The 13,009-nt window shown below is 71.1% G+C and carries 11 protein-coding genes; 9 read left to right on the top strand and 2 right to left on the bottom strand.

Annotated elements, in window-relative coordinates; all coding sequences use genetic code 11:
• The 5 genes from ptsP to Q4I23_RS07110 all read left to right on the top strand — a co-directional run.
• The coding region (ptsP, locus tag Q4I23_RS07130; protein ID WP_498525737.1) for a phosphoenolpyruvate--protein phosphotransferase at positions 1-2,120 on the top strand (2,120 nt) is incomplete at its 5' end.
• Positions 2,117-3,079, top strand: a complete 963-nt coding sequence (gene pfkB / locus Q4I23_RS07125; protein WP_498525736.1) for a 1-phosphofructokinase — start codon at positions 2,117-2,119, stop codon at positions 3,077-3,079. The genes ptsP and pfkB, both read left to right, overlap by 4 nt.
• Positions 3,080-3,114: 35 nt before the next feature.
• The gene (locus Q4I23_RS07120; protein WP_498525735.1) at positions 3,115-4,857 is read left to right on the top strand and encodes a fructose-specific PTS transporter subunit EIIC; all 1,743 of its coding nucleotides are present in this window, start codon (positions 3,115-3,117) and stop codon (positions 4,855-4,857) included.
• Positions 4,858-5,124: 267 nt separating this feature from the next.
• Positions 5,125-5,712, top strand: coding sequence for a DUF6655 family protein (locus tag Q4I23_RS07115; RefSeq protein WP_454020779.1), 588 nt, complete (start codon positions 5,125-5,127; stop codon positions 5,710-5,712).
• A gap of 143 nt (positions 5,713-5,855) precedes the next feature.
• Entirely contained in the window at positions 5,856-7,460 is a 1,605-nt protein-coding gene (locus Q4I23_RS07110; protein WP_498525734.1) for a sensor histidine kinase, read from the top strand.
• 46 nt (positions 7,461-7,506) lie between these two features.
• Here Q4I23_RS07110 and Q4I23_RS07105 read toward each other — a convergent pair whose 3' ends face one another.
• Positions 7,507-8,187 carry a LuxR C-terminal-related transcriptional regulator gene (locus Q4I23_RS07105; protein WP_237908181.1) on the bottom strand — a complete coding sequence of 227 codons (681 nt, stop codon included), beginning with the start codon at positions 8,185-8,187 and terminating at the stop codon, positions 7,507-7,509.
• Between the two features lie 306 nt (positions 8,188-8,493).
• Between Q4I23_RS07105 and Q4I23_RS07100 the strand changes: the two genes are divergently transcribed.
• From Q4I23_RS07100 to Q4I23_RS07085, 4 genes are all read left to right on the top strand, one after another.
• Positions 8,494-8,694 (top strand): hypothetical protein, encoded by a 201-nt coding sequence (locus tag Q4I23_RS07100; RefSeq protein ID WP_014200194.1) that lies wholly within the window; start codon positions 8,494-8,496, stop codon positions 8,692-8,694.
• Between the two features lie 100 nt (positions 8,695-8,794).
• Positions 8,795-9,223 (top strand): VanZ family protein, encoded by a 429-nt coding sequence (locus Q4I23_RS07095; RefSeq protein WP_454020777.1) that lies wholly within the window; start codon positions 8,795-8,797, stop codon positions 9,221-9,223.
• 110 nt (positions 9,224-9,333) lie between these two features.
• The gene (locus Q4I23_RS07090; RefSeq protein WP_040137885.1) at positions 9,334-9,576 is read left to right on the top strand and encodes a hypothetical protein; all 243 of its coding nucleotides are present in this window, start codon (positions 9,334-9,336) and stop codon (positions 9,574-9,576) included.
• Positions 9,577-9,714: 138 nt separating this feature from the next.
• A complete protein-coding gene (locus Q4I23_RS07085; protein ID WP_498525733.1) occupies positions 9,715-10,827 on the top strand; it encodes an FkbM family methyltransferase in 1,113 nt (370 codons plus the stop codon).
• A 6-nt stretch (positions 10,828-10,833) separates the two neighbouring features.
• On the opposite strand, the gene Q4I23_RS07080 is transcribed toward Q4I23_RS07085, so the two are convergent.
• Complete coding sequence (locus Q4I23_RS07080; protein WP_498525732.1) at positions 10,834-12,954, bottom strand: tetratricopeptide repeat protein; 2,121 nt, start codon at positions 12,952-12,954, stop codon at positions 10,834-10,836.
• Positions 12,955-13,009 lie beyond the last annotated feature (55 nt).

The raw sequence follows: 13,009 nt of genomic DNA, 5'->3' as shown, positions 1-13,009 counted from the left end.
AGTCTCGTGGGCTCGGAGATGTGTATAAGAGCCAGCGCCTCCAGATCGCTGCCCCCACCACGCCGGGCAGCGATCTGGAGGAGCGGTTCGACTGGGTGGTCGATTACCCCACCGGCCTGCACGCCCGCCCGGCCACCGCCTGGGTGGAGACGGCGCGCACGTCCGCCGCCCGCATCCAGGTCCGCCACGGCGATCTGGTGGCCGACGCCAAGGCGCTGGTGGCGCTGCTCCAGCTCGGCCTGCGCGCCGGCGACAGCGTGGTCGTCTCGGCGGAGGGAGACGACGCCGTGGCGGCGCTCGCCCGCATGAAGGCGACCATCACCCGCCTGACCGCGCGGGAGAAGGCGGACGCGGCCGCCGCGGCGCAGAAGACCCGCGCGCCCGCGCGCGGCTGGACGCCGCCGAACCCGCTGCCCGCCGTGCCGGGAATCGCCGCCAGCCCCGGCCTCGCCATCGGCCCGGTGCATGTGCTGCCGCGCGCCGTCGTGTCCGTTCCCGACGAGCCGGTCCCGCTGATCGAGGGCGGCGACCGCCTGCACGAGGCGCTGAGCCTGACCCGCCAAAATCTGAAGGCGCTGGCCGACGACACCGCCCGCCGGCTCGGGCCGTCCGAAGCGGCCATCTTCACCGCCCAGGCGGAAATCCTGAACGACACCGACCTCGTGACGCTCGCCTGCCAGCTCATGGTCGAGGGGCACGGTGTCGCCTGGTCCTGGCATCGGGCGGTGGAGCGCACCGCCGCCGGGCTGGCCGCGCTCGACAACCCGGTGCTGGCGGCCCGCGCCGCCGACCTGCGCGACGTCGGCCAGCGCGTCCTGGCGCGGATCGACCCGGCGCTGCGCACCGGCGGCGCGCCGGACCTGCCGGACACCCCCTGCATCCTGATCGCCGAGGACCTGTCGCCCTCCGACACGGCGGCGCTGGACATGGCGCGGGTGATCGGGCTGGCGACGGCGCAGGGCGGCCCGACCTCCCACACCGCCATCCTGGCGCGCACGCTGGGGCTTCCCGCGATGGTGGCGGGCGGGGCGGCGCTGATGGAGCTGGCGAACGGCACCCCGGCCATCCTCGACGGCCAGACCGGACGCCTGCACCTGTCCCCCGCCGAGGCCGACATCGCCGACGCCCGCGCCTGGATCGCGCGGGAGGAGGCCCGCAAGGCGGAGGAGGAGGCCCGGCGCGGCCTGCCCGCCCGCACCCGCGACGGCCACGAGGTGGAGATCGGCGCCAACGTCAACCGCCCCGACCAGGTGGCGGTCGCCCTGTCGCAGGGCGCGGAGAGCGTCGGCCTGATGCGCACCGAGTTCCTGTTCCTGGAGCGCGGCGACGCCCCCGGCGAGGACGAGCAGTACGAAACCTACCGCGGCATGCTGACCGCCCTGGAGGGCCGGCCGATGATCGTCCGCGCGCTCGACATCGGCGGCGACAAGCAGGTGCCGCACCTCCAGCTTCCCCACGAGGAGAACCCCTTCCTCGGCGTGCGCGGCGCCCGCCTGCTGCTGCGCAAGCCCGAACTGCTGGAGACGCAGCTCCGCGCCCTCTACCGCGCCGCCAAGGACGGCGAGGCCAAGGGCGGTGGAAACCTGTCGATCATGTTCCCGATGATCACGGCGCTGGGCGAGGTGCAGGCCCTGCGCGCCGCCTGCGACCGCATCCGGGCGGAGCTGGACGCCCCGGCCGTGCCGCTGGGCATCATGGTCGAGGTTCCGGCGGCGGCGATCCAAGCCGACGTGCTGGCCCGCCATGTCGACTTCTTCTCCATCGGCACCAACGACCTGACGCAATACGCGCTGGCCATCGACCGCCAGCACCCCGAACTGGCGGCGGAGGCCGACAGCCTGCACCCCGCCGTCCTGCGGCTGATCCGCCTGACGGTGGAGGGGGCGGAGCGGCACGGGCGCTGGGTCGGCGTCTGCGGCGGCATCGCCGGCGACCCGTTCGGCGCGGCGCTGCTGACCGGGCTCGGCGTGCGCGAGCTGTCGATGACGCCGCGCGACATCCCCGCCGTGAAGGACCGGCTGCGCGGCAGCGACCTGTCCGCCCTGAAGGAGGCCGCGCGGCGGGCGCTGGACTGCGAGACCGCCGACGCGGTGCGCGCGCTCGACGGAGGCGAAGCATGAGCACAGTCGACAACGACATCCGGCCGGTCGTCACCGTCACGCTGAACCCGGCCATCGACCAGACCATCACGGTCGAAGCGCTGCGCCCCGGCCATGTCCACCGGGCGAGCGCCGTGCGGCGGAACGCCGGCGGCAAGGGCGTGAACGTGGCGAGCTGCCTCGCCGACTGGGGCACGCCGGTCATCGCCACCGGCCTGCTGGGCGACGGCAACGCCGCGGCTTTCGAGGCGCTGTTCGCCGCCAAGGGCATCGCCGACCGCTTCGTCCGGCTGCCCGGCGAGACGCGCGTCAACGTCAAGATCGCCGACCGCGCCGCCGCCGACACCACCGACCTCAACCTGCCCGGCCTGACCGCCGATCCGGACGCGCTCGACCGCGTGCGCCGCACCCTGCGCGAACTGGTCCTGCCCGGCACGCCGGTCCTGCTGGCGGGAAGCCTGCCGGACGGTCTGCCGGCGGACAGCTACGCGACGCTGACCGCGGACCTGCGCGCCCAGGGCGCCCGCGTGGTGCTGGACAGCAGCGGCCCGCCGCTGGCGGCGGCGCTGGCCGCCCCGGACCTGCCCTTCTGCATCAAGCCGAACCGGCACGAACTGGAAGCCTGGGCCGGCGCGCCCCTGCCCGCCACCGCCGACCTGCTGGAAGCGGCGCGCGGCCTGCACCGGAACGGCGTGGCGGTCGTGGTGGTCTCGCTGGGGGCGGACGGCGCGCTGTTCGTGGCCGACGGCCCGGCGCTGCACGCCCGGCTGCCGGCGGTCAACGCGCTGAGCACGGTGGGAGCCGGCGACGCCATGGTGGCGGGGCTGATCGCCGCCTTCAGCGCGGACGCGCCGCTGGACGGCGTCGCCCGCCTGTCGGTGGCCTTCGCCACGGCGAAGCTCGGCTGCTTCGGACCCAACCTGCCAGGGGCGGACGCGGTCCGCGCGCTGGCCGGACAGGTCGAGATATCAACGCTTTAATGAACGGGGAGCGGGCGACCGCTCGGGAGGAAACCATGGCGAACATGCTGGCCGTGATCGCGGCGGGCGATCTCAGCACCCAGGCCGTCCTGGCCGCCGAAGCGCTGCGCAAGGCCGCGGCAGCGCTCGGCCACACCATCCAGGTGGAGGTGCGCTCCAGCCTCGGCGTGCGCAACACGCTGCCCACCGGGGCGGCGCAGGGCGCGCAGGGGGTCATTCTCGTCGGTTCCGGCGATCTGGGCGAGGAGCGCTTCGCCGGTCTGAAGCGCAGCGCCGCGGCGCTCGACGCCGTGCTGCGCGACGCGCGGGCCGTGCTGGAGCAGGCGCTCGCGTCCGCCCCGGCCCAAGCTCCGGCGCAGGCGGGGACGAAGAAGATCGTCGCCATCACCTCCTGCCCCACCGGCATCGCCCACACCTTCATGGCGGCGGAGGGCATCCAGCAGGCCGCCCGGGCGCTGGGCCACGCCGTTCGGGTCGAGACCCAGGGCTCGGTCGGCGCGCGCGACACGCTGACCGAGCAGGAGATCCGCGAGGCCGACGTCGTGCTGATCGCCGCCGACACGCAGGTGGACCTTGCCCGCTTCGCCGGCAAGCGCGTCTTCAAGAGCGGCACCAAGCCCGCCATCAACGACGGGCGCGCCCTGGTCGAACGCGCCCTGGCCGAGGCGCAGCCCCACGGCACCGCCCCGGCGCTGGCCGACGGCGTGGCGGCGGGCAAGGCCGCCAAGGCGGAGCACGTAGCGGCTCAGCGCAGCGGCCCCTACAAGCATCTGATGACCGGTGTGTCCTTCATGCTGCCCTTCGTGGTGACCGGCGGCCTGCTGATCGCCATCGCCTTCGCGCTCGGCGGCATCTACGTGTTCGAGGACAGCCAGCAGGGCACGCTGGGCAACGCACTGTTCCAGATCGGGGCCAAGGGCGCCTTCGCGCTGATGGTTCCGGCGCTGGCCGGCTACATCGCCTTCTCCATCGCCGACCGTCCGGGCATCACGCCGGGCATGATCGGCGGCATCCTGGCCGCCAACCTCGGCGCCGGCTTCCTCGGCGGCATCGTCGCGGGCTTCATCGCCGGCTACGCCACCAGTTTCCTCAACCGCAACATCAAGCTGCACAAGAATCTGGAGGGGCTGAAGCCGGTGCTGATCCTGCCGCTGCTCGGCTCGCTGGTCACCGGCCTCGCCATGATCTACGTGGTCGGCGCCCCGGTGGCGGAGGCCCTGGCGACGCTGAGCGCCTGGCTGAAGGGCATGCAGGGCAGCAGCGCGATCCTGCTCGGCCTGCTGATCGGCGCCATGATGGCCTTCGACATGGGCGGGCCGGTCAACAAGGCCGCCTATGCCTTCTCCACCGGCCTGATCGCGTCCCAGGTCTACACGCCGATGGCCGCCGCCATGGCCGCCGGCATGGTGCCGCCGCTGGGCCTGGCGCTCGCCACCAAGCTGTTCGCGGACCGCTTCACCCGGGAGGAGCGGGAGGCCGGCAACGCCGCGGGTATCCTGGGCATCGCCTTCATCACCGAGGGCGCCATCCCCTTCGCCGCCCGCGACCCGCTGCGCGTCATCCCGGCGCTGGTGCTGGGCGCGGCGCTGACCGGCGCTATCTCCATGGGCATCGGGGCCGAGCTGAAGGTTCCGCACGGCGGCATCTTCGTCCTGCCCATCCCCAACGCCGTAACCCATCTGGCGGGTTACGGCGTGGCGCTGGTCGCCGGGACGGTCACCACGGCGGTCGCGCTGCGATTCCTGAAGCGTCCGGTCAGTACCGTGGTGACGGCGTAACAGCGCTGCGAAAGCGTCGTTGAGATGAAAACGTTTACATAACCCCTGGACAGAACGCCTCGTCGACCCTATCTTTCTTTTGCTGCCTCGGCAGCACGCTCTATAGGGCGTTTCCTCCCTAGACTCAGGCCACGCGCGGTTCCCGTGCGTGGCTTTTTTTTGTCCGGCGCGTTTCGTTTGTTCGGCGTGTGGGGCTGGTCCCAAATCTCTCCCTTGCCCAGACCGGGCGAACCTGAGAAGCCGGAGGCGAAAAGCACGAGGACCCGAATGCCCCGCAACAGACCGATGATCCTTGCAGCGCTGGCGGCCACCGCGGCCCTGGCCGCCGGATGCACCGATGTGAAGGAAAGCCTTCCGTCCCGGACCGCCACCGAACAGCTCCTGATTTCCAGCGCTGCGGACAACGCCGCCAACCGCCTGCGGCTGGATCTGCCGGCGGACAAGCGGGCCTTCCTCGACACCGGCAATTTCGACGGCACCGACTCCAAATACGCCGCCAGCGCGATCAAGGAATCGCTGCTGCGCCAGGGCATCCGCCTCGTCCCCGACCGGGCCGCCGCCGACACGATCATCGAGATCCGGCTGGGCGCCCTGTCGGTGAACCAGAGCAAGACGGTGCTGGGCATTCCCCCCATCACCCTGCCCGGCACGATCACCTTGCCGGAAGCGTCGGTCTACAGCTCCACCGAGAACCAGGCGGTCGCGAAATTCTCCGCCTTCGCCTACGACAACCAGAGCGGCGCCCTGGTCGCCTCGACGGAGCCGGCCTACGGCCTGTCGGGGGAACAGAGCTACCGGGCGATGACGCTGTTCTCCTGGCGCACCTCGCCCCCCTACCCCGAAGACACCAACTGACGACACCGACCGACGCGGGCATTTCCGCACAAATTTTGCGTCCAACCAAAGCCATAGCCGCATCCTCTGGCGCGGCTGGGGGTGGACGCGTACCATGCCGTGGCCCCGCGGGGCGCGGCATCAAGCGCAAAGGCGACGGCACAGTGGACGATCATGGGGCGGAGCGGGACAGCGGCGGCGTCCGACGATCGGAACGGCTGCTGCTCGCCCAGAAGACCGCCCTGGAGCGGGCAATCGGCGGCGCCGGGCTGGACGAGGTGTTGGCCTTGCTGGTCCGGGCGGGCGCCGAACAGCTCGGCGCGCGGGCGGCCATCTTTCTGGTGGACGAGGGCGGTCTCAGCCTGCGCTTCGGCGTGGCGGCGGGCTTGCCGGACACCTACACGCGGGTGGTGGATGGGTTCGAGATCGGGCCGCAAGCCCCCTCCTGTGGTCTGGCCGCCCACAGCGGGGAACGGGTCGTGGTCGAGAATGTGGCGCTGGACCCGCGCTGGGCGCCCTACCACGCGCTGACGCGGGAGCATGGCATCGCCGCCTGCTGGTCCACCCCGATCCGCGCGGTCAATGGGACGGTGCTGGGCGCCTTCACCATCTACCACGCCACCCCCTGCGCGCCCGGCCCGCTGGACCTGGAGTCGGTGGATCTGCTGACGCACACCGCCGCCCTGCTGATCGAGCGGGACCGGACGGAGCGGGAGCGCCAGTCCAGCGAAGCGCTGCTGTCCTCGGTTCTGGAGCATCTGCCGGTCGGCGTCGCCGTCTACGACACGCAGGGCCGCACCACCCGCAACAACCGGCTGATGCGCGACTACACCAACGGTTCCCTGCCCTCCGCCGACGACCGGGAGGCGGCGCGTTGGCGCGCCTTCCACCCCGACGGGCGGCCGGTCGAGCGCAAGGATTTCTCGGGCGCGCGCGCTTTGCGGGGCGAGATCGTGGTGCCCGGCATGGATTTCCTGCACCGCGCCGCCGACGGGACGGAGCATTGGACGCGCGTGTCGGCGGCCCCGCTGCGCGACAGCGAGGGGCGGATCACCGGCGTGGTCGCCGTGGTCAGCGACATCGACGCGGAAAAGCGGGCGGCGCAGGGCTTGGCCGCGGCGCTGGACGAGGCCCGCCGCAGCGAGTTGGTGGCCCGTGAGATGAGCCACCGCATCATGAACAGCTTCCAGCTTCTGCACGGGCTGGTGTCGATGCAGACCGCCACGGTCACCGACCCGGCGGCGCGCAAGGCGGTGGAACAGGCCTTTTCACGAATCCAGGCGATGGCGCTGGTGCAGCGCCGCCTGTTCGAGGCGACGCGCAACGACCTCGCCACGCTCGACGCGGCCGACTATCTGCAACGGCTGGGGGAAAGCCTGACCGGTGCCTTCATCGATTCGGGCCGCTGCACGCTGGTCATCGACTCCGCGCAAGGCATCCCGATGTCCGCCGCGCAGGCCTCGTCCATGGGGCTGATCGTGACGGAGCTGGTGCTGAACGCCCTGAAGCACGCCTTCGGCGCGCACCAGCAGGGGACGGTGACGGTGCGGTTCGAAGCCTGCGGCGACGACCGCCGACTGACGGTGACCGACGACGGGGCCGGCCTGCCGGACGGCGCCGGCACCATGAAGCCCGCCGGGTCGGGGCAGGGCATGGGCATGACGCTGGTGCACGGTCTGGTGCGCCAGCTCGGCGGAAAGCTGGAGATCGACCGCCCCGATCAGGGCGGCCGCCCCGGAACCCGCTTCGTTCTGACTTTTCCAGCCTGACGGCTTTGAAGCCACCGGATTCCGGGATGGCGCGGCGTCCTGAACCTTAGGCGACGGCTTCCATCGGCTTTTCCACCTTGCCGCCGAACCCGTTCTCCAGCGCCCAGATGGCCGCCTGGGTGCGGTTGGAGGCGTTGATCTTGCGCAGCAGGCTCTTCAGGTGAACCTTCACCGTCGCTTCGGTGATGTTCAGATGATTGGCGATCATCTTGTTGCTATCACCCTGAAGCAGGCGCTCCAGGATCTGCGTCTCGCGCTGCGACAGGCCCTTGGCCGCGGTCGGGCCGTTGGCGCTGGTGTTGGCGCCGGCCTTGCCGGTGATGAGAAGGGCGGCGAGATGGGTCGGGAAGACCTTTTCGCCGATCATCACCAGACGCAGCGACTGCGCCAGCGCGGCCGGGGAAATGTCCTTCATCAGAAAGGCGTCGGCGCCGGCCTGGATGGCGTTGGCCATTTCCTGGGCGTCGAGGTGGCTGGCCAGAAGGACGAGCCGCGCGCTCGGATACTGCTCCCGCAGGACGGTGACGGCCTGGACCGTGCCGTTGGCGGAAGCCGGGTCCATCATGATCAGCTCGGGCATGTCGCCCTCCATCATGCCCGGCGGCGGTACGTCGCTGAAACTGGCGGCCTCTTTCGTGATGCGGAACTCCCCTTCCGAGAAGAGGGCCTTCATGCCTTCGCGGAAAAGTTTGTTGGCGTCGATCAGAAAGATGGAGACCGATTGCATCGTCCAGTCACTCTCGAAGGTGATTGAGATGAGCAACCCTACCCTATCGTTGGCGGGCCGGCTACCCGTCCGTTAGTAGAATATTAACCAATGAAGTCCGAGGCACGTCCTCCCATCGGGCATATGCCCCTCCCCGGAAAGCCGGTCCAGGTCGCTCCCGGATGCTTGGAAACTCGGAAAAACCACGCCTGAACAGGCCACTACCCATTTTGCGCGGGAATCGAACGCCGTCTCGTTAATATCACGGCAACCATAATCGGCCATTGGTACAGTCATCGTAATTCATCGCTTGGATGGGTGCCCGACATGCCGATGGTGTCCATGTGGAAGAAGATCAGTCCGTGTCACTTCGTGATGCAGGACTGTCACCGCCGGATCGAAATCCGTTACCACGCCACCGGCTCGCAGAGCGGCTGGGGCGTCTACGCCGATGGGACGCTGGTGCAGCAGCGCGCGGCCTTCACTGAAGCGCGCGGCATTGCCATGGGGCTGGCGACCGGTTCCTGAAACGAGCCTTGCCCGCCTGATGTCACAGCGCGGACATCGGGCGGTTAACCGGCTCTTGAGACTGTTCCGCGCAGGATGGCCTTCGTCGCAGGAGGCCGTCATGACGTTCCGCCCACTTCCCCTTGTTTGGCGCCGGCTCGCGCTCTGCGCCCTTCTCGGTCTCACGGGGATCGCCTTCTGGGCCGCGCTGCAACCGCAGTTGGCGCCCAGCGGCCTTTATGGCTTCGACAAGCTGGTGCACGCCGGGGCCTTCGGGCTCCTCACTCTGCTCGGCATCCTGGCCAGCGCCAGCCGGCGCACCGCCGTCCTGGCGGTGCTGGCGGTCTTCGCGCTCGGCGCCGCCATCGAGGTGGCGCAATCCTTCGTTCCGGGACGCGAAGCCAGCCTGTCCGATCTGGCCGGGGACGCCATGGGAATCACCCTGGGAATCATGACCGTCCAGCTGGGGCATCGCGCCGCCGAACGCGCGCGCCGCGCGCGCCATGGAATAGTCACGCAGCCCGCGGCGTTTGCGTCCTTACCGGAGTGAGGGGACACAGCGTCCGGAGCGACAATCCCGAGCAGCCTTCTCCGTTTTTTGGTTTTGTTCGTCTACCGAACTATGCTATGCCGAAAGGCAGGACATCTGGAGTAACGCTTATGGACTGGCATAACGAAAAGGCTAAGACCGGCGCCCGCGCCCTGGAATCCGCGTTCGGCGTGATGCTGACGGTCTGCGAGGCCACCGACGGCTGGTGGAACTGGCACGCGGAGCATGAGGGGCTGAGCTGGACCCCCGACGCCCGCTGGTTCGCCACCCGCCGCGAGGCGCAGGACGCGGCGGAGGAGTGGGCCTCCACCCTGGCGCCGCAGCATCTGGGCTTCCTCCACCGCGCGGCCTGAGGGCATCAACCATTGCGATCGGGGCGGTGCCGTTGACCCGCCCCGCGTCCGCTTCCACAATGGCCACCGTGCCAAGGCGACGGGAAGCGGCTGCGATCATCCCTTGGGACTGTCAATCAGGCCCATGACGGTGATGAGATGCAGCACGAGACGCTCCCCCTTCCCGGCCTTGCGCTTCAGAAAGCCTTCCTGCCACCCGAAGCCACTCTGGTGGCGGTCGGAAATGGTGCGGGACGCTGGACGGACTCCGCCGCCCCTGGCCGGACATGCTTCGCCCTGCCGACCTCCCAACCGGAACTCGACGCGTGGTGTGGTCCGGTTGGGCCGCGCCACATCGACTGGCTGGTTCTGGACGGCTGCGGCGACGCCCTGGCGGTGCTGGACGGCGCGGCCGATCTGCTGCGCCTGCGCCGCATCGACTTCCTTCAGTTTGAAGAGGCCGAGGCCGGAGGGCAGTTGGCCGCGCTCTACGCGCGCCTGCAGGCCAGCGGCTATTCGCTGTTCCGCTTCGCCGACCGCAATCTGGAATTCCGCAGCACGCCACCGAAGGACGGGCGCGGCGGCACGCACATGGCGGTCGCCCCCCGGCACTGGAACCGGCTGTTCGCGCGCAGCCAGGGCATGTTCCGCTACAAGGACCTGTTTCCCCGCCACGGCGTCGTGCCGCGCGGCATCATCCATGTCGGGGCCCATGAGGGGGAGGAATACGCCAACTACCAGGAGGCTGGCGGTGCCCGCGTCCTGTTCGTCGAGGCGGACCCGGCAACCTTCGCCACGCTCCAGGCCAGTTTCGCCGACCACGGCGACGTCGTCTGCGTGAACGCGGCAGTCTCCGACACCGCCGGGCGGGCGCGCTTTTCCCGCATGTCGAGCCGCCAGTCCAGCTCCCTGCTGGAGCCGACCGGCCATCTGACCGTCTATCCCCACATCACCGTCGACGAAGTCATCGAGGTGGAAACCCGGACCCTGCCGGACCTGCTGGCGTCCAACGGCCTCGCGCCGGGGGGTTTCAACGTGCTGGTGATCGACGCGCAGGGCTCGGAACGCCGGATTCTCAACGGCTGCGGCGATCTGCTGCCCCGGTTCGACGCGGTGGTGACCGAGGTGAGCTACGCGGAGCTGTATGAGGGCTCGGGCCTCGCCGCCGATGTGGACGACATCCTGTTCGCCCACGGCTTCGCCCGCGTCGCCGAGGTCAGCCCCTACCATCACAGCTGGGGCGACGCGCTCTACGTGCGCCGTCCCGGCTGATATCGCTCAGGGAAGCAGGACCGGCCCGCACCAGGGATCGAAGGGCACCAGCCGCGCCCTTTCGCGATCCGGACGCAGGGCGGCGCGCAGAGCCGGGTTCAGCATCGCCGCCGTCACCGAGAAGGAGCTGTTGGACACGGCGACCCGGTCGGCCCGCGACAGAATCCAGTGGTCGGTGAAGAGCTCCGCCCCCGGCAGCGGCGTCCCCAGATCGCCGGCGAGGACGGGGCGATAGCGGCTGAAGCGCTCCGCCAGCTCCGGCGCATCGGTGGCGAGGTAGAGCACCGGCCCATCCAGCTTGGGCCACAGGTCGGCCAGCCAATCGAGATACCAGCCCTCCGGCGCGATCCAGAACCGGTCGTTCCGGCCGAAATCGCCGCGGCGCAGATGGATCGCCACCAGGGTCCGCCCGCGCGCCCGCAACCCGTCCAGCGCCGCCGCGGCGCGCTCCGCCACCGCGCCGACCGGCGTGAAGAGGGCGCGGAACCGCGCGCGGTGCGGCGCCAGGGGCGTGGTGTCGCCACAGAAGTAGCCGACCACGTCGTGACCGTCCGCGCCCGCCAGCGCCCGCCCGTCCAGCAGCGCCTGAACGCCGCAGTCCTCCTCGTGCAGGCTGGGCAGCGGCGGGCCGGGGAGCGGGTCGTCCAGGCCGTAGAGATGACGCCCGATCCACTTTGGCGTTTCCAACTCCATCCCGTTCCGCTCCGCGCAGACGCGCAGATACCCGTATTGCAGGAGCTGATTGCCGAACCGCCCCACATGGCCGAGCGTGGACACCGACAGGCGCCGCTTGCCTGACGCTCGGCGTGGCGACGGGGCGTCGCCCACAGCCCGGCGCAGCAGCAATATCGCCCGGCGCGAGAAGCCCGTGCCGATGCCCGGTGCCGCGGCGATCGCCCGGTCGTAGAGCGCCAGCGCCTCGCCGTCGGCCCCCTGCGCCTCACGGACTTCACCGGCCAGCAGCAGGGCTGCGGGCAGGCCGGGGGTGAGCCGCAGCGCCCGACGCGTGCAGCGTCCGGCCCACGCCGCATCACCCCGCCGCAGCGCGGCACGGCCGAGCGCCACCCACGAGTCCCCGTCGTCCGGACGCGCGGCCAGCGCCCGTTGCAGCAGTGCCGCCGCCCGCTCCGGCAAGCCGGCGCGCTCGCACAGGCGGCCACGCTCGGCCAGCGCCGCCGCGTCGCCCGGACGCAGCCGACCGGCGCGGTTCAGCACCCGCCCGGCCGTCTCCAGGGCGTGCAACGCGTCGAGCGCCGCGCCGAGGGCGAGGTGCAGTTCCGCCGAGGCGGGGTCGAGCGACAAGCCGCGCCGCGCCGCCGCCAGCGCGCCGTGCGGCTTCTCGGCGATCTGCTGGGCGGCGGCGAGCCGGACCAGCAGCCCGGTGTCGGCGGGTGCTGCCAGCGCGGCGCGGCGCCCCGCCGTGACCGCCGCGCCGCGCTGACCCAGTTCGCTGCGCAGCAGGCAGAGGCTCGCCCAACAACCGCCCTGCGCGGGGTCCAGGGCCACCGCCGGACGAAGCGCCGCAATGGCCCGTTCCGTCTGGCCGAGCGCCTGCCATGCCTCCGCCTCAACCATGCGGGCGCGCAACAGCGCCGGGTCGAGCCGGGCTGCGAGCCCGGCCAGCCGGGCGGCTTCTTCCGACCGTCCCAACCCCTTGGCGGCCATCGCCGCGTCGAAGGCGGCAGACAGGTTTTGCGGATCGAGGGTCAGCACCCGTTCGTAAAGCGCCGCGGCGGAGGCCAGGGCGCCGGAATCGAAGGCGGTCTCGGCCAACAGGCGGAGCGCCGGAGCCAGCCGTTCCGCCGCCTCCCCATGATCCGGCTGCAGGCGCAGCGTGGCGAGCCAGCTCGTCGCCGCCTCCGCGGTTTGCCCGAGCGCGTCCTGAACCTTGCCGCGGTTGAGATGGTAGGGCGGCGACGCCGGATCGCCGGCCACGGCGGCGTCGAGATGGGCGAGCGCCGCCGCGACCCGCCCGGTCTGGGCGAGCAGCAGCCCCATCAGATGGCTGGCGTCGGGATGACCGGGGACCGCCTCCAGTATCCGGCCATAGAGAGTCTCCGCCTCCGCCACCCGCCCGGCGATGTGATGGTCGAGCGCGATGGACAGGGCTTCGGAGACGGTGGCCATGAGCCGGGGCAATCCGCGTGGGGCCGCTTCGGGATGGCGCCACAGTGGCCGGGCC

It is taken from the genome of Azospirillum sp. UFLA03-27 (genome assembly GCF_059803775.1).
This window is presented reverse-complemented; position numbering and strand designations above follow the sequence as displayed.

Bases quoted from the DNA above. Each gene is read 5' to 3' on its own strand.
- pfkB (WP_498525736.1), top strand. From the start codon at position 2,117: ATGAGCACAGTCGACAACGACATCCGGCCGGTCGTCACCGTCACGCTG.
- Q4I23_RS07120 (WP_498525735.1), top strand. From the start codon at position 3,115: ATGGCGAACATGCTGGCCGTGATCGCGGCGGGCGATCTCAGCACCCAG.
- Q4I23_RS07115 (WP_454020779.1), top strand. From the start codon at position 5,125: ATGCCCCGCAACAGACCGATGATCCTTGCAGCGCTGGCGGCCACCGCG.
- Q4I23_RS07105 (WP_237908181.1), bottom strand. From the start codon at position 8,187: ATGCAATCGGTCTCCATCTTTCTGATCGACGCCAACAAACTTTTCCGC.
- Q4I23_RS07100 (WP_014200194.1), top strand. From the start codon at position 8,494: ATGCCGATGGTGTCCATGTGGAAGAAGATCAGTCCGTGTCACTTCGTG.
- Q4I23_RS07095 (WP_454020777.1), top strand. From the start codon at position 8,795: ATGACGTTCCGCCCACTTCCCCTTGTTTGGCGCCGGCTCGCGCTCTGC.
- Q4I23_RS07090 (WP_040137885.1), top strand. From the start codon at position 9,334: ATGGACTGGCATAACGAAAAGGCTAAGACCGGCGCCCGCGCCCTGGAA.
- Q4I23_RS07085 (WP_498525733.1), top strand. From the start codon at position 9,715: ATGCAGCACGAGACGCTCCCCCTTCCCGGCCTTGCGCTTCAGAAAGCC.
- Q4I23_RS07080 (WP_498525732.1), bottom strand. From the start codon at position 12,954: ATGGCCACCGTCTCCGAAGCCCTGTCCATCGCGCTCGACCATCACATC.